The organism is Phycisphaerae bacterium, from assembly GCA_041652575.1.
Taxonomy (GTDB): Bacteria; Planctomycetota; Phycisphaerae; order Sedimentisphaerales; family UBA12454; genus UBA12454.
On the sequence record JBAZHC010000004.1, the window covers coordinates 207,981 to 229,166 of the forward strand.

General features: G+C 43.9%; 14 protein-coding genes. 11 read left to right on the forward strand and 3 right to left on the reverse strand.

What is annotated here, in order from left to right; translation table 11 throughout:
* Nucleotides 1-99: 99 nt before the first annotated feature.
* Nucleotides 100-1,008 (forward strand): hypothetical protein, encoded by a 909-nt coding sequence (locus WC496_04755; GenBank protein ID MFA5292329.1) that lies wholly within the window; start codon nt 100-102, stop codon nt 1,006-1,008.
* Here WC496_04755 and WC496_04760 read toward each other — a convergent pair.
* The gene (locus tag WC496_04760) at nt 1,005-3,713 is read right to left on the reverse strand and encodes an NTP transferase domain-containing protein (protein ID MFA5292330.1); all 2,709 of its coding nucleotides are present in this window, start codon (nt 3,711-3,713) and stop codon (nt 1,005-1,007) included. The genes WC496_04755 and WC496_04760 overlap by 4 nt on opposite strands.
* 240 nt (nt 3,714-3,953) lie before the next feature.
* Here WC496_04760 and WC496_04765 point away from each other — a divergent pair, with 240 nt between their 5' ends.
* From WC496_04765 to WC496_04805, 9 genes are all read left to right on the forward strand, one after another.
* Complete coding sequence (locus WC496_04765) at nt 3,954-5,045, forward strand: DUF5009 domain-containing protein (GenBank protein ID MFA5292331.1); 1,092 nt, start codon at nt 3,954-3,956, stop codon at nt 5,043-5,045.
* A gap of 469 nt (nt 5,046-5,514) precedes the next feature.
* A complete protein-coding gene (locus WC496_04770) occupies nt 5,515-7,263 on the forward strand; it encodes a hypothetical protein (protein MFA5292332.1) in 1,749 nt (582 codons plus the stop codon).
* Between the two features lie 241 nt (nt 7,264-7,504).
* Nucleotides 7,505-8,398, forward strand: coding sequence for a hypothetical protein (locus WC496_04775; GenBank protein ID MFA5292333.1), 894 nt, complete (start codon nt 7,505-7,507; stop codon nt 8,396-8,398).
* A 292-nt stretch (nt 8,399-8,690) separates the two neighbouring features.
* On the forward strand, nt 8,691-9,728 hold the full coding sequence (locus tag WC496_04780; GenBank protein ID MFA5292334.1) for a LacI family DNA-binding transcriptional regulator: 1,038 nt from the start codon (nt 8,691-8,693) through the stop codon (nt 9,726-9,728).
* A 112-nt stretch (nt 9,729-9,840) separates the two neighbouring features.
* Nucleotides 9,841-12,363, forward strand: coding sequence for a glycoside hydrolase family 20 zincin-like fold domain-containing protein (locus WC496_04785; protein MFA5292335.1), 2,523 nt, complete (start codon nt 9,841-9,843; stop codon nt 12,361-12,363).
* Nucleotides 12,364-12,393: 30 nt separating this feature from the next.
* Complete coding sequence (locus WC496_04790; protein MFA5292336.1) at nt 12,394-14,898, forward strand: glycoside hydrolase family 20 zincin-like fold domain-containing protein; 2,505 nt, start codon at nt 12,394-12,396, stop codon at nt 14,896-14,898.
* 13 nt (nt 14,899-14,911) lie between these two features.
* A complete protein-coding gene (locus WC496_04795) occupies nt 14,912-15,061 on the forward strand; it encodes a hypothetical protein (protein MFA5292337.1) in 150 nt (49 codons plus the stop codon).
* 8 nt (nt 15,062-15,069) lie between these two features.
* Entirely contained in the window at nt 15,070-16,605 is a 1,536-nt protein-coding gene (locus WC496_04800) for a hypothetical protein (GenBank protein MFA5292338.1), read from the forward strand.
* A gap of 181 nt (nt 16,606-16,786) precedes the next feature.
* Nucleotides 16,787-17,659 carry a type II secretion system protein gene (locus tag WC496_04805; GenBank protein MFA5292339.1) on the forward strand — a complete coding sequence of 291 codons (873 nt, stop codon included), beginning with the start codon at nt 16,787-16,789 and terminating at the stop codon, nt 17,657-17,659.
* A 35-nt stretch (nt 17,660-17,694) separates the two neighbouring features.
* Here the strand turns inward: WC496_04805 and WC496_04810 are convergent, their stop codons facing one another.
* Nucleotides 17,695-18,633: a uroporphyrinogen decarboxylase family protein gene (locus WC496_04810; GenBank protein ID MFA5292340.1), complete on the reverse strand. Its 939-nt coding sequence runs from the start codon at nt 18,631-18,633 to the stop codon at nt 17,695-17,697.
* Nucleotides 18,634-18,715: 82 nt separating this feature from the next.
* A complete protein-coding gene (locus WC496_04815; GenBank protein ID MFA5292341.1) occupies nt 18,716-20,224 on the reverse strand; it encodes a hypothetical protein in 1,509 nt (502 codons plus the stop codon).
* Nucleotides 20,225-20,414: 190 nt separating this feature from the next.
* Between WC496_04815 and WC496_04820 the strand changes: the two genes are divergently transcribed.
* Nucleotides 20,415-21,185, forward strand: coding sequence for a DeoR/GlpR family DNA-binding transcription regulator (locus WC496_04820; protein MFA5292342.1), 771 nt, complete (start codon nt 20,415-20,417; stop codon nt 21,183-21,185).
* Nucleotide 21,186 lies beyond the last annotated feature (1 nt).

A 21,186-nucleotide genomic window follows, 5' to 3' on the forward strand; every position in this document is an offset into this window, starting at 1 on the left:
AATGTCGTTCCGCTGTCAAGATTTTATCGAAAAATATATTGCGTGACAAATAACGGTTGGTATAATCCCTGTACCAGATAAATATTAAGGAAATAACGAATGAAACTTATAGACCTTCAGGTCAATGGATATATGGGAGTGGACTTCTCCAGTCCGGATTTAAACGAAGCCGATTTCACAAAAGCCTGTGAAAAGCTCGTAAAACACGGCGTAACGGCCTTTTTGCCTACAGTAATCACGAGTTCGGAAAAATTATACAGGAAAAATCTCCCGATAATCGCACGTGCATCGGAAAGAGCTGAATTTAAAAAGCATATACTCGGTATCCACATCGAAGGACCTTTTATTTCCAAATTACCCGGTTCAGTAGGAGCCCACAATCCTAAATGGACCAGAAAACCAGATATCGACTTTCTAAATAAAATGCAGGATTGGGCCGATGGCAAAATTAAAATCCTGACTATGGCCGCTGAATTGCCCGGCGCAGCCAAACTGTGTGAATACGCCGGCAAAAAAGGCATAAACGTTTTTCTCGGCCACCAGAATGCGCAATTAAGCGATCTTGAAAAAATGGCAAAAGCAGGCGCTAAAGCCATAACACATTTTGGAAATGCTGTGCCTAATATGATTGACAGGCATAATAATATTTTATTGTATGGTCTGGCCTGCGACAAACTTGCCGCCACTATTATAACTGATGGACATCATTTGCCGGCACATCTGATTAAAACCATTATTCGGGTTAAAGGGATAGAGAATATAGCCGTTATCAGTGACGCATCACCTATCGCCGGGCTGCCGCCAAAAAGATACCGGACATTGGGTAATGAGGTTATTCTTGAAGAAAACGGCTATCTGCATAATCCGAAGAAAAAATGTTTAGTAGCCTCTTCCTCAACAATTGTTGAATGCGTTAAATATCTCGACAGCCTTTCATTTCTGACAAAGCAGCAGATTAAAAAAATTACATACGACAACCCTCTGAAACTTATTAATGCACAAATTTAAAATTCCGCAAGTCCAGCTCCTTCAGTGGTAATGCAGGGCAGAATTGCCGGTTTTAGCCCCGCGGGACGATAGTATTTTTTAATTAGCGCATTTTTTACTTCCGTCAGGCACTCTTTCCTGGCAAGAATCATTATGCAGCCGCCAAGACCGGCTCCTGCTATCTGTGCGCCGGCAACGCCTTTTACAGAACAGGCGATATCAATCATTTTGTCGATTTCTTCGGTGCTGCAGCCGTATTCGCCGCTTTGATAGTAAAGCTGGGCGTGAAGTACCTTTTGCGGGTCTTCGCTCGAAAGGTCACTTATAAGCCTGTTGAGATAATTGTCTGAACAGTTGCCCCTGAGACGATGATATTTTTCATCCGTACCGGCCGCGCTGACCCTGTCGCCATCGTGACTGATTTTCATAAGCTGTCCGAATAAATCCATCTTCTCCTGCTCAAGATAATCAATGCATATTCTGCTGCGTGCCATTTCAGAAATTCCGAACAACAATACCCCTCTTATGTTGTATTCTCCCGGATCCTTGTGCGATGAGAAATTCGCCTCTAACATCTGGTTGTATTTCTTTCCCAAAAGCTTTTTAAGTTCACTTCTGGTTAGCGATTGCGGTATTCTGAGCAGGAATCTGTAAATGTCGCTTGTGGTACAGCCAAGACTTTCAGGATTGATGTCGCGCAGGTATTCGATTCGTTCGGCGATTTCGGGGCATCGCTGTTTAAGCAATGCGAACCCGAGATTGTAGCAAGCCACTTTAGCGTTGAATATATGTTTCGCAGATTCGCTTTTGGCGGCCTTTATATGGCTGTTGGCTATGACCACCTGATATTCCGATGGTGCGTCAATAATCCTTTCAACCTTTAACGGCAGATTGCCTACATGAGCGATTTTGCCTCTTTGCCCGAGATATATTGCGGCGTGGTCTCCGGCACCGCCTCGCGAGCCTACGAACCATTCGCCTTCTCCGCACAGGTCAATAAACTGCGTGCTGGTCAGCTCGAAATTATTTAGCGCGATGGCCGCCTGAAGAGTTGCGACGACAATAGTCGAACTGCTTGAAAGTCCGGCCGCAATGGGTACGTCGCCATAAAATACAAGATTCATTCCGCGCACCTTAATGTCTGTAAATCTGTGCTGAAGTCTCAATATGGCGGCCTTGATATAATTGCCCCAGTTGCCTGCAGATGAATGCAGCATTGTTTTTACCCAGTCGCTGTTTACAAAGTTAATCCAGTCGCTCCACGCAAATCTGCCGATGAGTTCAGAGATATTAAATTTAACGGGTTTAAATTTTCGTGGTTCTATATTAACAGCGGTAATGTTGTTGTCTTCCCGTAAACCGGCGACAGCTATTGTTTCCTTGTCGAGAGCAAGGAAATTGTTATAGCCGCCCCTGTGGTCGACATGCCTGCCCATAAGATTTATTCTTCCCGGCGCTCTTATTATACAAACCTTATTGTAGTAACCATAATTTTTGCCGTAGCAGACAAGCATTTTTTTGATTTCCGCTATTCTCCTGATGTGAAGTGTTTCGTGAGAACCGTAAATATTGTTAAGCCATCGTTTCAGCGAACCTTTTTCAGATTTGAGTTTTTTGAGCCAGTCTTTTACTGTGCGGTACTGCGTTTTTTTGAGCCTGGGCAGATTTTCATTAATGTGCGTCCTGTGTGTTTTTATATTTTTTTTTCTTATGTAATCCTGAATACTGAGCAGTTCATCCGGTGAATTGAATCCCTGCATCAGGTTTGCGTTCTGTGCATAAATTGCGCGGACCCTGAACTGCGGTTCATTTTCATTTTTGAGGGATGAAAGGTGTTTTATGACATCGGTAAGATAATATTCGTTCTGCGCATTGTTGTTATCAATCATCGCAATGCCTCTATAAAAAGCTTCAGGCCGGAACATATATAGACTTGGGTTAACTCCTTTGCATTTCTGTTCCACCTGCTTTGAAGTGTACCTGCGGCCGGCGATTTCAAGATTATATTTTCTCAAATTCAAAATCTTCCGGAGCTGCTGTTTCTCGACAATTTTGCTCTTCCCGGCCAGTTCAAGCAGTTCTTTGGCAGCGACAGCCTGTTTTTTTGCGTTTGGCAAATGTTTATTGAGCGTTTGTATTATAAAACTGCTCATGATTTTCGTACTGTGGGCAATTTTCGATTTTAATTCATCCGTTACAGCCTGAAGCGCAATATCCGGCTTTTCAATAATGTCAACTGCCTGACCGGAGTCGTCGAGAAAAACTCTGCCGGACGAATCGTCAGATTTGTTTTTGGGAATGGTTAGAAGCGCAAGGTCGGCCTGTTGTTTTACAAAGCCGTCCACGAGCATTTCAATTGCCGCCGGTTCAATAAATTTGTCGCCAAGTGTGACAATTACATTACCGTTAAATTCCGACTTCTGCAGGGCTTCGCAGGCAAGTTTTGCGGCGTGCCCGGTGCCGAGCTGCGGTTCCTGATAAACATAAATCGCATCTGGCGCGGCTTTTGAGACTTCCGCCATTACGTCTTCAGCTCTGTTGCCGACAACGAGCAGGAATTTATCGAATCCATTTTTTTTAAAGGTATCGATAGTCCTGTTTATCGCCGGCTGACCGTCTATTTCGAAACAGACCTTAGCAAGGTCAGACCTGCCCATCCGTGTCCCCTTACCAGCGGCCAGAATTATTACGAGGCTGTTCTTAATGGTCGTTCTGCTGTCCGTCATTCTTATGTATCCTTTAGAATAAATCTTTAACCGGAAAGCCGGGCCGCTGCAATTATATATAAGCCTGGGTTTCCCATATAACATTGCATATCATTGTTCATCTACACCACTGGCTTCATTTCTAATAAAACATCAAACCTATCTTAAAACATCAAGATTTTCAACTTTATATTGTCTTTGCTATAATTCTGATGTAGATTAATTGTTTTAACGCAAACGACACACAAAAATAGGGAACTTATGGACGCAACATCTCAAGGCAAAGAATGCACTTTACCGCAAACCGCTCCCCAGCGAATACTTTCTATTGATGCGCTGCGAGGCTTCGATATGTTCTGGCTCATCGGCGGCAACGAGCTTGGCCGCTGTTTGTTCGATGTACATAATCATCCGGTTACCGCTGCCGTCAGGGATCAGTTCAGCCATACGGAATGGCACGGCTTTCATTTCGAGGATTTAATTTTTCCGCTGTTTCTATTCATCGTAGGCCTTGTGCTGCCTTTCTCAATGGCAAAACATATCCAGCCGGGCCAAAAGTCATTAAAATTATACCTGCATATTTTCAAACGTTTTGCCGTACTGTTTATTCTCGGAATGCTCGCAAGCGGTCTGCTGCTGAAATTCAATGTCCGCTGGATTGGCGTTCTTCAGCGCATCGGATTCTGTTACGTTATCGCCTCGATACTATTTCTTCATACAGGCTGGCGGTTTCAGGCTTTTATTACAGCCGCGATATTACTTATCTCCTGGCCGATTATGACGATACTGGCGATGCCGGGCTTTGAAAATTCTATTTATCTCAATAAGGATTTTCTAAAAGCGATGCCAAAAGTCGCTGAAACCGGCATCTGGATAATGTCTATACCATCGACACTTCTGGGAGTATTGGCAGGTCATTGGCTCCGCAGCAATCGAACCGGCAATCGTAAATCTGCGGCCTTGGCCGTTGCCGGAGCAATTTTTGTAATAGCTGCCCTTCTTTGGGACAAAGCGGGATACCTCATAATGTTCCGTGCGTGGACAGGTTCGTTTGTTTTATTAACCGCAGGCTTGTCTATGATTTTGCTGGCGTTGTTCTACTGGATAATCGATGTTAAGGGTTACAGGAAATGGGCGTTCTTTTTCGTTGTCATCGGCACAAACGCCATCCTTGCCTACTGGCTCGGGCGTTCATCGATTATTGATTTTCAGAGCATCGCTGACTTCTTCATTTTAGGAATCGCCTCACGTTCAGGGATTTTCAGGCCACTCTTATCGGCCCTCGGATTAATGATAATTCAATGGCTTATGCTGCTGTTCCTCTATCGCCACAAAATATTTTTCAAGGCTTGATTCGGCCTCTTAATCTCAGGCATTGCGATTCTGATTAACCACGGCATCAACCAAAGATTTTCGCTGTTGCTGTTCAGTAAAACAAAACAGGAGATTCAGGGCAACCAATATAAAATCGGCATTTATTGTTTTAACGGCCCCGACAAAATCAGGATTCCAGAAACACAAAAAATAAATACTGCAATTACAGAGCTTTAAAGTTTACTTAAAGCAAATTTTTGCTCAAAAAAATTATTCATCACTTATCCCGCAAATAAGTTTAATTTTAGACACAAAAACAAACTATATTCCGGCATTTCAGTATTACCAAAATCTTGAATTGTAAAAATCTTAACAAAATTTAAAAATAACTTGCATTATCGGAGTTGAAGCGTTATTATAAGCAAGATGAAGCGTTTCAACAGGAAAAGTAAGAATAAAATAAAGTTGTTAATACGGTGAGGATATTGTATTTTTTAGGAGGGCATTTATGAAACATTTTAATAGTAAAATTATCTTTTGCGCCCTGGCTATTTTGGCAGTCAGTAGTTTCTGCATGGCTGAAACCGTCATTGAAAAATTCAAGCCGGATTCAGTTTTAACAAAAGTAACAGAACCAAACAGCAGCGCCTTATTTAGTTACAGTCCGGAGGGTTATACCGCCTGTACAGTCAGACGAAGTAACTTAGGCGGAACAGCGGCAAAATATTTTAAGCCGCTTAGCCAAAATTACTATATGCCTGATATTAACAGCGTGGCTACAGTAAGTGATGTATGGTTCGGATTCGATTTCAAATACGACCCGGCTTCAGCAGGAGTAGCTGCAGGATATATAGGTGTATATAACAGCGCCGCAAGCAACACAACTGTTGTACCTGGACAATTGAATTGCATAAGCCTTATGCCCTACGACCTTGATAAGTTTACGCTCAGAGTGGAAAACAATAACGCTGACGGCACCAGCTCGCTCACCGAAACAGGTTTAGGCGCGGTAATCAATTCTACAGATTCTTTCAGATGTAAAGTCCATGTTTATATGAGCGGCTCTGATTCGCTGGCAGATGTCGAGATTTACTCGGTCGATTCACTAAACCAGACGAGCCTGCTTACCTCCACAACCGGTATCACAGTTGCAGTTGGCAAAACTTTCTGGGCAGGCGTAAATGCTCTTGGCGTTCGCAATGTGGCCGGCACAGATAACATCGCCAAATCTGTGTTTTATGTTGATAATATGTATTTCTCAACTACGGGCGTTGTTGCAGATGGCAATCTTGCAGCACCGGGCTGGCTTGCCCATGATGACCCAAATACACTTTATGTTGACAACCTTGATTCCTTCGAAGATTTTCGGCCCAATCCCGTCGATTCAAACGAATGGGCAGTATTTGCACAGATCGAAAGCGGTTGCGGCTTCGGGTATGATGCCAACGGTGCGTATTACTGTGCTATACGTCGTAAAAACGTGGCCAATTCCGTCGCGGCTCTCTACAAGCCTATTCCAAAACTTTATGAACCGTTTAACTACAATGGTTTTAAATTCTGGTCGGCAGATGAAGTTTGGTTCGGATTCGATTATCATTTCATCAGCGGCACAACTGCTGCGACATTTACAATCGGATTATTTAATGCCGAATCCACAAATATTTCAGGGCAAAACTGTCTCGGATTTGAATTCCACAGCGGCACTGCTGTCGCATTACGGGTTATCGGCAATACAACATGGGCGGCATCTTATCAGTCAGAGCCTACCGTCGGATACTATTCAGACACGTATGGCTCATACCGCTTTAAAGTCAGACTTTATGCTGATGAAGTTGCTGATAAGACATTCATTGACGTGGAATGCTATAAGTTTAACGATGCAAATGGTGTCCTTCCTGAGACACCGGAATTTACTTCAACCGCAGTAGTCGTGGCCGACGGCACGCTCGGGACTCCTCAAAAATTCCTTGAGGGTTTGAACGCATTCGGCGTCAGAAATAATAGCGGAAGCTCCAGCAGTCCATCAAGGTTTAATGTTGACAATATGTACATTTCAACAGAAGCACCTTTTGAGCTTAAAACCCCAAGCTGGCTTTTCAGTGATGCAGATTTGAATCACGACAAAGCTGTCGATATGCTGGATTTAGCTATCATAGCAACTGACTGGTTGTCGAATAATAATGCTGCTGATATCGACAATAGCGGCAGAGTAGAACTCGGCGATTACGGCATATTCGCAAATTACTGGGGACTGTAAAAGGTATCCTCCTTAATGTACTTGCAGGACGACCGATAAACTACGGTCGTCCTGCTTTTTTATCAAGACAATTAAAGCAAAACAAAATCTTTAATTGCCTGTTATTTAATTTGAATAAAATCTTATTTTTTATATTGACCTGTATTTGCCATTTTGTTATAACTAATAGAGATGAAACGCTTCAACAATGGTTTTTATGGTTTTTAAAGAAGAAGTTAACCCTTTTTGGAGGAATGAGAAAATGAAGAACAGATTAGTTATTTTAACATTTGTATTGCTTAGTATCCTGGCGTGCGGGGTTCAGGCAACCACAGTAAAACAGAACTTCAACGCTGATCCATTTAGTAACGGCTGGTCTAAAGCCGAGAGCACATACAATGTGTTCACTTACAATACCACTAACAATGTCAGCGGCACACCGGGCTATCTTGACTGCAGCGTACAGAGAAGCAATACAGTTCTTGGTACGGCATATATCCCGCTGGGCCAGACATATTACATGCCCGGCAGTCAAAGTGGAACACCCACAGTAACTGATATGTGGATGGGTTTCGATTTAATGTTTGCAAACGGAACATTCACCACACAGCAGGCATGTATAGGTCTTATAAACGGTGACGCAACTCTCACAAACACCGCTACACAGAATTCATTGGGACTTGATATTTGCAGGACAGCAGGTGCTCTTCGCATTCGCCAGGAAACAGACAATGCTGCCGGCGCTTTTGCAGGAACATCCGTTGGAACAACAATGGCAACTCTTGATGATGGTTTAACCCATCGTTATCAGGTTCACTATTATCTCGCCGGTGACGGCAAAGTATATGCTGATATCAAACTCGGAACATTCGATGTTGGTACAGGCGCATTTACCTCGAGCATATTCAGCCAGAACGGCATCCTGCTCTATGACAGTGCTGCAAATTGGGACCTTTATGGAATAGATGCTCTTGGTATCAAGAGTCTTTCTATGGCTACAAGCGGCACAAGAACAGTTAAGTTCGTCATTGACAATATGTACTTCTCAACAGACGGCGAACAATATATGGCAGTACCGAGCTGGGTAGTTCCGGAACCAGCAACAATTACAATGCTTATTATCGGTGGTTTACTGCTTAGACGCAAAAACAGCTAATTTGTATAACTATTAAAAAAATAGGAGGGTTAATCCCCTCCTATTTTTTTATGCGCAATTCTTATTAAAATTATTGCAAAATGACGTAATACAGGATATACAATAAACAAAGAGGTCTATCTCTATATTTCTATTATTGTTTTTTGGCTATTGGGCAAAATTACTTTCAATTTCTCAACAAATATTACTATTTGAAGGTTTTTGAGCAAAAACATCTTGCAATGCAAGATGTTTTGATGTAAAATTATTGTGTTGAAGCGAATCAACAGGTTGTAATATGAAGGTATAAGCTATGGCAGTTACACTGAAAGAGATTGCAAAAGAGGCAGGCGTATCACCAAGCACTGCTTCGCATGCTATACGGGGGATTCATCCCGGTAAGCGATCGTTGTCTGCAAAAACCATTCAAAGAGTTCGTGAGGTTGCTGAGAAATTAGGCTATCGGCCGAATCTTCTTGCCGCCGGACTTGCCAGCAACAAAACTTTCACTGTCGGCATTTTGGTGGCCACGCTTCGCGGAAATTTCTACGAACGAATCCTCGAAGGCATTACAGACGTTATGCATCCTCAGTTTACCCCTCTGCTTGCGATTCACAATTACCAGCCTGACCGCGAGCGGAAAGAAATTGAAGTTTTTATCGGCAAACATGTTGATGGTATAATTGCGGCATATTCAGGCGATGCGGAAAATTTAGATATTTACCGCGAACTTAAAGATGTTCATAAAATGCCATTGGTGCTTGTCGACAGAGGAATCGAAGGTTTCGACAGTCCCGTCGTCCGCAGCGACCATTATCTTTCGACATATCTGGCTGCACGCGAACTTGGCAAACTTGGACATAAAAATATTATCTTCGCACTGGCCGGCAGAGAAACTGAAAGCACAAAAATGCTTATAGACGGCTATAATGGTGCCGTATCTGAAATGGGGCTTACAGCCACTGCTGATACTTTCTACAAGAAAACTCAGTCATGGTCTTTAACCGAAATGAAAACTTTCGCTGAAAACATCCTTGATTATATTAGTTCCAGAAAACCGCAAACTACAGCCATTTTGCTTCAGGCGGACTGGCTTGCTTATGAGGTCCTGGCTGTTTGTCAGGACAGGGGTATTAAAGTACCGGAAGACCTTTCTGTAATGGGTATTGAAGACTGCGATCCGAGTTCATTGCCGTGCATCAGCCTAAGTACAGTCAAAGTCGAACTAAATGAAGTTGGAAAACGTGCTGCCGAATTGCTCATTAAAATTATTAACGGAGAGCAAACGGACGGCCAGCCGCTGGTTATCAAACCATCTGTGATTCTTCGTAAAACCACACGGCAGTTATAATCATACAAATCCATGATGCGTTTCATCCTGCATAAAAACAGGACCCAGAGATAATATGTAAATATAAGCGCCGTTGGTGCGCGCAAAAACAGCAAAGGAAATGGAGATTTATATGAAAAAAACAGGGATAGTGTTTATGCTAATTTTGGCATCTATTGCCTACGGCGGGCAGTGCTGCGTAACTCAGTCTAAAGAAAATTGTTCAATAGTTCCTCAACCAAGAGAATGCCAATCAGTAGATTTGCCCGATGTCGTCATAGATGAAAGTACGACAGTTTTTTATAACAGCCAATGTCCCGTAGAAAACTACGCGGCAGGCCATTTGAAAGACAGTCTGAAAAAACATTACAACGTTGATATTCAACTGAACGGCGATACCGAGAAAGCCGGCCAATCAAAAAATACCGTAGAAATCGTTTTGGGCGTTACGGAAAAAGATTCATTTATTCAGCAATTCTGCAAAAAGAATAATATAGATATCAATACCAAACTTCCCGGTTATGACGGTTTCATAATTAAAACCGCGGCTGTAAAATCATCAAAAGTTATTATCATTGCCGGTGCAAACCTGCGAGGCGTTACTTACGGCACAAGCGTTTTATTCGATATGCTGAATCTTGGCGACGGCAAACTGACCTGTCCCGCCGTTTATATCCGCGACTGGGCGACAATTGAATGGCGAGGCAGACCAACTGAATATCTTTCTCTGCAGACACCAGAATCACTCGATACCTGCGTTCATTCACGCATAAATTTTATCGACGTACGCGATACCAATGTTCCGGGCGGACATGCACTTTTCGGATTCCCGCCGGGAGTTCCTATCGATACCGCAAAAGTTAAAAAAGTGATAGACGACGCACATGAAAGAGGAATATTCGTATTCGGTACCGTATCCTGCGGAGTTCCTCCTGAAAAATTCGATGCGGCAATAGAAACATTCAAAGAGCTAATCGCTTTGAACGTTGACGGACTGTGGATTTCTTATGACGACCCAGGTCCCGGAAAAGATGCCCCCCTGCTGACAAGCCGAGTTATTGAACTGGCAAAACAGCATAATATCACACCTGACAAAGTTGCGATTACCCCTCCAAGCGGCTCATATCAGGAAATCGATACCGTATGGAACAAACAGGTTGTCGCAGCTCCCGATGCAGACAAAATGAGATGGTTCTTTACTCGTATACCGAACGACTTTGATGATAAATTAATGAAAAAGCTGGGCTTTTCCTCGGAGTTATGCTGGTGGCATAACTGGCCGCGACCAAAAGGCGGACTATTGAATGATTTCGGCGGCGGAAGACCTTTATATAATAGTAAATGGGCTTATTATGAACTGCTGCCTCTTTCGGCAGGCTGGAATAATCCCACAACAGACGAATTAAAAGTCGCGGGCAATTATTCTGATATGGTTATGCTTTGGCAAACAAGGCCTGCCGATTATGATTGTCACATTCTCGGTTTATGGGCATGGAATCCGGAAACGCACGATTTCAACGCTGTTTCAGAGACGGCTTATTCTTACGTGTTCGGTAACGCTCAGGCTCCGGCGGCGAGATTGTTTGACCGGAAACTTGCCAAACTCAAACCATATTTTACAACGCCGTTGTACAAAAATGCCAATCCCAATATCTGGCCTCCGAGACTGCTTGACGTAAACGACAGGCCGGCTGTAATAGAGCTGCTTAACGATATGGAACTGCTGATGCAGACAATAGAAAAAGGTTCGCCGAGCCAGACTATGCTTAGCGGCGAAAACCTGAAAATCGATTATCTTCAGCCGATGCGAGATATCGTAACTTATGGCAAAAAGATGGTAAATCTTGATTATCCGGAATACACGCTTAAGGATTTTCCAAATAAAATGCTCGACCTTGCCTCTAAACAGGATACAAAAGCTATTGACGTCGAAACAGGCAAAATCAGGGCAGATGTCGAGAAGAAATGCGAAATCATTTCTTCAGAATTGGCAGGTCTGAAATATATCGATGCTTATGTCAAGCAATGGGAAGATTACATAAAAGGCTCTGATTTCTGGATAGAAGAGTATAAAAAGGTTCAGGCACAGAAAGCCGAAGCCGAACAAAAACGTCAGGAAGCAAAACAGAGATTCGAAGAACTCGTCAAAGGCGATTACAGCAAATTATTTGCCGACCAGGGCAAACCTGCCAAAGGCAAAGTTCTGCTGGAGATTTCATCGGATGCTATCCAGCACGGCAGATATCACGCCAGGGGCGCCTGGGCCGTGGGAATGTACGATAACAAAGCTGTTGCAATCGGCTCTTCGTCTCAATGGTCATACAAAGATACAGATATGGCTATGCTCTCGACAGAAGTTACTATACCTAACTTCACCAAAAGACTTTATCTGGAAGTTTATATAGCACACGTAATGAAAGACACGCAGACTCCGGCCAGAGCCGATGTTCGGCTTTCGGCTTTACGAGTTGATGGTAAAACCATCTGGAATCAGGACCTTACTGTGCCGCTGAAAGGCTGGCAGGTAAACGATATTACAGATGTTGCGAAGTCCGGCGAAAAAGTAAATATCAGATTTAACGTTTCAAACAGAATTCAGTCTGACGGTTACGAAAGCATCGTATTCTTCGGCCCGGCCAGATTAGTAGAAAGATAATATTAACATAATTTCAGGAAGGATTTTTTTATGTTTCGCAAATTAAATGTTTTTGCACTAATTATCGCGGTATTAACTCTCGTCACAGTATCCTTGGCGGTCGATTGCCCGATAGTACCGACACCAAAGGAATATAAAGCTCTCGGCGATTCTTTCCAGCTTGCCGCTGACACGGCTATCGTAATCGGCGACAATGCAACAGAGGTCGATGAATATGCCGCCGAAAGACTTCAATTTTATGTAAATAAAAGGTTCGGCATAAAGCTCGAAATCAAAAAGCAGTCTGCTGCCGAAGAAGCCAAATCTGTTATATTGCTCGGCACACGGCAAAGCTGTGCCAAAGTCGACCAGTTCTGCAAAGAAAGCAAAATTGCACTGGACGCAAACACGCCCGGATTCGACGGTTACATTATCGAAACTATTAAGAGCGACGGCGGTTTTACCGTTCTTATCGGCGGTTCAAACGCTCGCGGAGTAACTTACGGCATGGTATCATTTTTCGACCTGCTCGCGAAAGACGGCGATAAAATCATGTTCCCGGCCGTTTCTGTAAAAGACTGGCCTTCAATTAAATGGAGAGGCAGAAATTGCGCGAAAGTCGTCGGCGAAGAAGCTTATGACTCCTACGTCCGCGCCAGAATAAATTACGTTGACACACTTTATCCGATGGTCGGCCTGCCAAAGACCGGCTTCACAATTAACGAAGAGCGAGTCACAAACGTTCTCAACCAGGCTCACCGCAGAGGTATATATGTTTACGCCACTGTTAATTGTGCCGTGAAACCTGAGTTGTTCGACAATGTTTACGATTCTTATGTAAGATTGCTCGATATGGGTGTCGATGGTATTTGGCTCTCGTTCGATGATGCAGGTGAAGGCATGAACGCAGATGTGCTCATCAAACGCGTATTAGAGCTTGCGAAAAAACGCAACCTGCCCGACAACGCTCTTGTAATGACTCCTCCTGCCGGTTCGTATCATAATATCGAAACTACATGGAACAAATATATGGCTCCGCAAAAAGGTTTCGACAGTATCACATGGTTCTTCACTCGTCCGCCATGCGATTGCGATGTTCAGACCGCCAAAAAAATCGGCCTTAACGCAAAACGTCCCGGCTGGTGGCACAATTGGGCCCGCCCTGCCAGCGGCCTTCTAAACGCAGCTTACGGCGTCAGTATGTATGATAAATCGCCTTATTTTGAGCCTATGCCGCTCGAAATCGGCTGGCATATGCCGACTTATGACGAACTTGCCGACGCGGCTAAATACGCTGATACGATTGTTGCCTGCACTGATGGACGTGAAGAATATATTATGCCCGTTCTCGGTTATTGGGCATGGGACCCGGCAAAACACAACTGGGATGCAGTAAGAACAGATATTTATAGTTTCGTTTACGGTGCAGCACAGGTTAATGACGCCAAAAAGTTTGACGACAGTCTAAGCAAATTGAAAGACCTGTTCAAGCGTATGCACTATAAATCACAGACACCGGATTTATGGCCGCCGAGACTTATCGACCCGGCCACAAAACCACAGGCAATCGCGTACGTTAATGCAATGGATGCAGCGCTCAAAAAACTTAAAGCCAATGCTCCGGCAGCGAGTATGATTGATGCAAACAGACTCGAAACCGTTTATTTTGATGCGATGCAGGATACGGTAGATTACGGCAAAAAAATCGCCAATTTCGAATATCCCGAATACTGGCTCAAGGATTTTGACGAATCGATGATTGCACTTATAAAGACCGATTCACAGGCAGCAGCCAAACGCATCGAAGAAGTAAAACCGAAAGTCGAAGCTGAACTTGCCGAGATATCAAACGGGCTTAAAAATGTTAAAGGCGTAACTGAATACGTTGACAACTGGAATCAAAAATTGTCCGGTATCGATTATTGGCAAAAACAGATTAAATCCAGAAAAGAAAGAAAAGTAAAAGAACAAGAGGCTCGCCAGGAAATGGCTAAAATCTGGGAATCTACGCCAAAGTCTGACTACACAAAACTTCTGGCCGCAGAAGATAACAGGCCAAAAGGCAAAGTTCTGCTTGAAATCACACCAGCAGAGTTCGAAAAACAGGGTTCATATTCATGGACCGGCACCGGCTGGGCTATGGGTCTTGTCAGGGCAGGCCAGAAAGAAGCATTCGCGATACAGTTCGACGGAACCTGCAACGCAACTGAAACTGCAAGCCTGAACGGCAAGCTAATAGTTCCTGAACACAAGGGCAAACTGAAAGTCGTAGTATTCGCGACACATCTGTATGAAGACAAAAACAATCCGCCGGCAAAAGGTAATCGTGTCAGCGTTGTTCAGTTCGACAGGAAATGGGTCTGGGTACAGGATTCGACAAATGATATGACCGGCTGCGAATGGATAACCTTTGACCTTGCCTGGAGCGATGCAGGCACTGTTAAAGCCGGCGATGTTGTGCCGATAAACTTTATAGTATACAATCATGAGACAACTTCGAACCTTAAGACTACAGTACTGTTCGGACCTGTTCTCGTTATTGAAGAAACTAAATAACCGGAGAATGTATATGAATACAACAGAAAGAAAATTACCGATAACACGGCCGTCAATGATGATGTTTCAGCCGTACAAGCAGAACATTAAGTGCTGCCTGATAGTTACTCTCGTGGTCATCGGGCTTATTATCGCTGTACAATTATTTTTATGGATTAAGTAGGAGTAGCTATGCACGGTTTGGCTGTACTTGATGTTGTCGTTATCATAGCATATTTTGCTTTGCTTGTGATAATCGGATTTTTTACTATGAAAAAAGTTACCAATCAGGGTGACTTTTATGTCGGCGGCAGAAAATTCGGAAAATTTCTTGTGATGATGCAGCAGTTCGGTGCAGGCACAAGCAATACGCATCCGATTCTCGTCGCAGGCGCTGTTTATACATTCGGCATGGCGGGTATCTGGTATAGCTGGCTGTATATGCTTTTTATGCCCGTGCTGTTTTTGCTGCTGCCGATAATCAGAAGATTGAGAATTTACACAACTGCCGATTTCTTCGACCTGCGATACGGCAAAGGTCTGGCTCCATTTTTCGCCATTAGCTGCCTGGCAAGTGTATCGGTCGCGACCGGCACAATTCTTATCGGTATGGGACAGGTCGTCGAGGGAATCACCGGCGGCAAAATCCCGCTTAATGTAACGGTTTTAGCAACAGGCGTAGTCGGCCTGCTTTACGGTGCTATCGGCGGAATGATAGCAGCGGCATTTGCGGATTGCCTGCAGGGCATTCTAATCGTCGGATTGTCTTTCATGCTGATTCCTCCTATGTGGATAAAGGTCGGCGGAATGGCAGGTCTTCATGCTGCCCTGCCGGCTGGAATGTTCTCGCTGGCGATGCCCAGTTCAGCCGGAGCAGACCCGGCTAAAACTATCGGCCTGTTCGCTATTTTCATGCTTTTCATCAATGGTATGCTCGGCAACCTTGCCGAAGGCAGTGTACAGACTCTTCAGGCAGCAAAAGACGAAAGCACCCTTCAGTGGGGAAATATGTTCGGCGCAATACTGAAACGCCTCTGTACCGTAGGCTGGGCATTTGTCGGATTGTTTGCGCTGGTACTCTGGCCAAAACTTGACAATCCCGAATTATGTTTCGGAATGGCGGCAAGAGAATTTTTGCCGGTCGGCTTTTCAGGTTTAATGGTTGCCGCGATGTTTGCCGCAGGTATGAGCACTGTCTCGGCGATGCAGGTAATTGCCTCTGCGATTTTCACAAGAAATCTGTATTCAAAATATATTGTAAAAAATAAACCCGACAGTCACTATTTGCTTGTCGCTCGAATCGCAGGTTTGGCTCTTGTTATTGCCGGAACAATTACGGCTTATCAGTTTACAAGCGTTACAAAGTCCGTTGAATTCTGGTGGAAACTTACCGCAATGGTAGGCCCTGCCATGATGATTGGACTCTTTTTTTACAGGGGCAACAGCTGGGGCGCATGGGCTTCAATAATAGTGTCTTTCGGTATCTGGTATTATTTAGACCAATACTGGGGGCCTACTGACCTGAAATGGAAAACTGTATGGTATCAGTCCGCTGTTTATGTGCCGGCGTCCGTTATAGCCTATTTTGTAGTCAGCCTGCTTACAAAACCTGAAGATGAACGCAAACTTGCGAGATTCTATGCCCGTCTTAATACCCCTGTCGGAAAGGAACAAATTCTTGTTGATGCAGGTCTGGAATCAGAAGAAAGCAGAAAGCAGATAATTTAAGACATATTAATCTTTAATTAGTTACAAAATATTTTCAAAAAATTCCAAATTTGATTGACACTGCCGCGATAGAATGCTATATTAGAGTTGCTGAAGCGGTTCAACGGCTTGATTTGAGATGTTCGGAAATTAATAAACCGTCATATTAAAACTGACGATTGTCTAATGGAGAGAAGAAATTATGAAAAGAAGCAAAGGCTTTACACTCGTTGAGCTGTTAGTTGTGATTTCCATCATCGCAGTTCTTTTGGCGGTATTGATGCCTTCACTGAGAAAAGCCAGACTCTTGGCTCAAAGAATTGTCTGTATGAATAATACTCGGCAGCAATATCTGGCACAAAATACCTATACACTCAATAATGACGGTAAATTCGCAACTAATTTTGAATCTATTCCATGGAATGTCAAAGACAAAGGGATTGATACTTATGCACCACAATATATGAATTCAAGAGGCGAGAAGGCAGCCACAGCTTACGCCCAATACAAACCTTATATAAAGAATTCCAAGATATTCCTTTGTCCGGCAATTCAGGATTTCGCCATCGAATCCCCAAAAGACTGGGGAATGTGCAGAGATACCAAATGGTATTCCAACGCTTATACAAATGACAAAGGCGGCTGGGATGCCACAGTACCCGGTTCGACGACACAACCGTATTATCTCAGCATCCCATATAACTGGTATGCAAACCTCACACCCTGCGATGGCTACGGCAAACCTTATACCGACGTTACTTACTATGGCGGTGAAGTACCCTGGCCCAGAACTGCCGCTGAATGCTCTTCAACCAAAATAATGATAACGCATCCTTTTATGTGCGATAAAGGCACTCCATACTTTCGCGATATGGGACATGGCGGAAGCACTACAAAGTGGATAAGGATAACGGGAGGGCTTGGCAATGCTCCGATGGGAACTACTTCCGTCCAAAAAATAAAATCTCTCGACAATCCGGCGGCTTATGCTGACGGACACACCGATTATATAATGAGAAACGCTACGATAATCCGTGCAATTTATAATCAGAATAAAGTACAAATAGCCTGGTAAGGCGGTCGTTTAAAATATTTACCAGTCTTCCGTAATTACTGCTTAACCTCGTCTATCATCGCGATAATATTTTCGAGCGGGACATCGGCAAGCAATGTAATGCCGGGTTCGAAGATATATCCGCCGCTATAGCCCATTTCATTTTTTAACTGTTTGACAGTTCTGCGAACTTCATCCACAGTCCCGTTTGGCAACACTGTCTGGGTTGACATACCGCCGCAAAATGTGAGACTGGAGCCGAAACGTTTCTTAAGCTCGAACGGATTCATCGCCTCGGGCTGAATCGGATGCAGAATATCAAGGCCGATGTCAATCAAATCAGGAATTATTTCAATAACGTTGCCGCAGGAATGATGAAAAACGTCCCTGCCGGCCGATTTAGCAAAATCATAAATGCGTTTCAGGCACGGCCTGATTAACTGCCGCCACTGCTGCGGGCTTATGAGCATTCCCCGCTGGGTGCCGTAATCGTCACTGAGTGCGATTGCCTCGAAATCGAATTTATCAAATAAGATTTTCAGGGTTTCGAGGATATAATCTGTAAGCGATTCGAGAAGCTGCTGTACGAAAGTCTGATTAAGAGCGACATCGAGCAGAATATTTTCCATTCCCCGCATAAAAGTTGCGCGTTCCCATAAATCGCCCACCCAGATAACACGATAATTGCCCTGCTGAGAAATACACCACGAGCCAATATCCTCGAATCTTCGGGGCAAATGCGGGTCGGGAAATTTGTAACCTTCAAGGCTGTCCTTTGTCAGGCAATTGCCGATAGGAGAGCCCCTGTCGAGTTCATTGGTTGACCACGTTACGCCAAATTCATCGGCAATCGTCGGGCCGAATGTTTCAGGGTCTGCGTAAAGAGGCTTCTGATTTTTCAGGCTAATCATCCTGACAGGCAATTCGAGAAAATCATTGAGATTGACCGTATTGTAATGTTTTTCGAGAGCGGCCTTTACAGGAGGCGAAAACATAAAATTGTAGGGAATTCGTTCCTGGTGCCGGTGCTTCAAAACGGATTTTATCCACTGGCAATTTATCATAGTTATTTAGAGATTATTCCTGCCTCTCGCTTGCGGGAATACGGATATAAGTTATAGCGCAGTTGCCGAAGAATCCATGAAAGTCGGGCTTGTCGGCATCTGTTGTGTCGAAGAATCCGCCGTTCCATAATGCGAATAAATTTTCGCCTTTTTCATCGAGTTTGATTGAAAAACTTCCTGCCGGAATATAACCGTATTTGTTGTGATAGTAAGGGCTCAAAAAAGCAATGACTTTTTTAATTCCGGTTTTGGTATCGAACTGCACAATCGGCGTACCATCCTGCCAGGCGATTCCATGAGCGCCGGGGCAATAATAAAGGTATCTGCCTTTCGGGCTTCGTTCCATCGCGCAGGTATATCGAATCAGGCCCGGCCAGTTAATGCCCTTGGCTGTGATTTTTTCAGTGTCGGGGTCGAAAGTAAACATCTCGCCCTGCTTTGTAACGCCCCATATAAGGCCGTCAGTACCACGTTTGAGCGTGTTTGCGCGAATCATATCGACTTCGAGAGGTTTCTCCTTTTCGACAATCTGATTTTTGCCGGAGAAATGCGGCATCCTCGTTTCCATTTTGGTAAAGCGATTATTGCCTGGGTCGTATTTAACCATATGAGCATTGGTATCCGGGTCATATATATAGCTTGAATATACGTTGCCGGTTTCTTCATCAATCATCATCGCCCGCCACCACCAGGTTATATCTTTCGGCGGGAAACCTGCCCAGATAATACTTCGGGTTTTAATATCCCACGCTAAAAATTCACCAAAGAATCCGACGCCGTACATAATGCCGCGCTTCGTATCGATTCGGTGATACGGCCAGGAGATGCGTTTTGCGGGCACTCCATAATCTGTCATATCGCCTGTAAGAACGTTGAAACTTAAAATATGTCCGCCCTCATAACCTGTAGCATAATCCCCTTCGGCAGGTTCCGGATAAATCGTCCAATATGTACAAAGCCACAAATTCGGCCCATCGTAGAAATCGAGATAACCGTGAATTTTGGTGTCTTTCATCTGTCCTGCCGGTGTTCCGAGCATTTTATAAATTTCAGGCAGGCATTTTAAAATCTTTTTCGCCGGGTCGTATTCGACAACATAAAGATGACCATCGTAAGGGTCCGTATCGCCAACAGTAGAATAGAATTTACCTGTCGGCTGATAATACGCTGCCTGCGACCAGTTCGACCATTCACGAGAATAAGACAGACTCGGGTCAGAAGGTTTTTTCGACGGCTCACTGAAAAATCTCGGACTTGCCGGCACAAGGCCGAATTCGATTATCGGCGGTTCTTTGGCTACTACCGTTTGGTCATCCCAGTATTTTTTTACTGATTCCGGGATTTGCAGCATAGCCTTGTCCTGGTCAACTACTATTTTAGCTGAATACAGAAGCTTATATTTATCAAGATTATCTGCTTTATCCTTGCGCCATTGTTCGTAAGCGGTAAGAGAATTAGACTCGGGAACTTCAAGACCGGGCCTATCGGCCTTATAGACTATCGGATTAGATTGAGTATGCATTTTTTGAATATCTCCAGGGCAAGCGGATATTGTTATTAACAAAACAAAAACAGATGTTTTTAGTCTCATATCTATAAACCATCCCTTTAAACCTGCTATATCATACTCGATTAGACCCAAAAATCAATGAAAAATGGTAAAATTTATAAATTTTTGTTGAAAAATAGTAATATATAGTTATAATTAGTATATGCTGTTACACGACCAAAAACTAGAAAAAATACTCGAATTGCTCAAGGCTCAGCCCTACTGGACAACCAAAGACCTTGCCATAAAGCTCGGTACAAGCCGTTCGACCGCCCAGAAATGCCTCCAGGAGCTTCACAACGTGGGCCTGATAGAGCGTATCCATGGCGGCGCCCGTTATAAAAACGTCATCCTGAACACGCCTGTCAGCGTCGACAAAAGGCTCGGCGAGGATTTCCCTGCCAAACAGCGTATATGTGCCGAGGCTTTCAGGATTCTACCAAAAAACGGTTATGTATATCTCGACGCAGGCACAACAATACTGCCTTTGGCACAGAAAATCTCCGAAAACAATACCGATAAAAATCTGATTGTGGTTACAAATGATGTTTCTATCGCAGTGGCACTTGCAAAATATCAGGTTCAGCATATTCTGCTCGGCGGTCATATTCACCCTGTCACTCAAAGCATCAGCGGTACAGAAACGATGAATCAGTTATCGCGGTATCATTTTGACGCCTGTTTTATTTCCGCCGATTCAATCAGTCCGGAAGGGTGCGTTAATGCCGTCATCACCGAGGAAGCACATCTCAAATATTCAGCTATAACACGATCGAACAGCAAGATTCTGATGGCCGCTTCAAGCAAATTCTTCAGCAGTTCAGGCACAGCTATCGCCGAGCTTAAAGATTTTAATATATGGGTAACAGACAAAACAACGCCGGCTATGGCAAAATTATGTTCATCAACAGGAATTGATTTAATCAAGGCTTGAT

What these genes read in the sequence shown, in the direction of transcription:
- WC496_04755 (MFA5292329.1), top strand. Translation starts at nt 100, where the DNA reads ATGAAACTTATAGACCTTCAGGTCAATGGATATATGGGAGTGGACTTC.
- WC496_04770 (MFA5292332.1), top strand. Translation starts at nt 5,515, where the DNA reads ATGAAACATTTTAATAGTAAAATTATCTTTTGCGCCCTGGCTATTTTG.
- WC496_04790 (MFA5292336.1), top strand. Translation starts at nt 12,394, where the DNA reads ATGTTTCGCAAATTAAATGTTTTTGCACTAATTATCGCGGTATTAACT.
- WC496_04820 (MFA5292342.1), top strand. Translation starts at nt 20,415, where the DNA reads ATGCTGTTACACGACCAAAAACTAGAAAAAATACTCGAATTGCTCAAG.
- WC496_04795 (MFA5292337.1), top strand. Translation starts at nt 14,912, where the DNA reads ATGAATACAACAGAAAGAAAATTACCGATAACACGGCCGTCAATGATG.
- WC496_04810 (MFA5292340.1), bottom strand. Translation starts at nt 18,633, where the DNA reads ATGTTTTCGCCTCCTGTAAAGGCCGCTCTCGAAAAACATTACAATACG.
- WC496_04765 (MFA5292331.1), top strand. Translation starts at nt 3,954, where the DNA reads ATGGACGCAACATCTCAAGGCAAAGAATGCACTTTACCGCAAACCGCT.
- WC496_04775 (MFA5292333.1), top strand. Translation starts at nt 7,505, where the DNA reads ATGAAGAACAGATTAGTTATTTTAACATTTGTATTGCTTAGTATCCTG.
- WC496_04760 (MFA5292330.1), bottom strand. Translation starts at nt 3,713, where the DNA reads ATGACGGACAGCAGAACGACCATTAAGAACAGCCTCGTAATAATTCTG.
- WC496_04780 (MFA5292334.1), top strand. Translation starts at nt 8,691, where the DNA reads ATGGCAGTTACACTGAAAGAGATTGCAAAAGAGGCAGGCGTATCACCA.
- WC496_04805 (MFA5292339.1), top strand. Translation starts at nt 16,787, where the DNA reads ATGAAAAGAAGCAAAGGCTTTACACTCGTTGAGCTGTTAGTTGTGATT.
- WC496_04815 (MFA5292341.1), bottom strand. Translation starts at nt 20,224, where the DNA reads ATGCATACTCAATCTAATCCGATAGTCTATAAGGCCGATAGGCCCGGT.
- WC496_04800 (MFA5292338.1), top strand. Translation starts at nt 15,070, where the DNA reads ATGCACGGTTTGGCTGTACTTGATGTTGTCGTTATCATAGCATATTTT.
- WC496_04785 (MFA5292335.1), top strand. Translation starts at nt 9,841, where the DNA reads ATGAAAAAAACAGGGATAGTGTTTATGCTAATTTTGGCATCTATTGCC.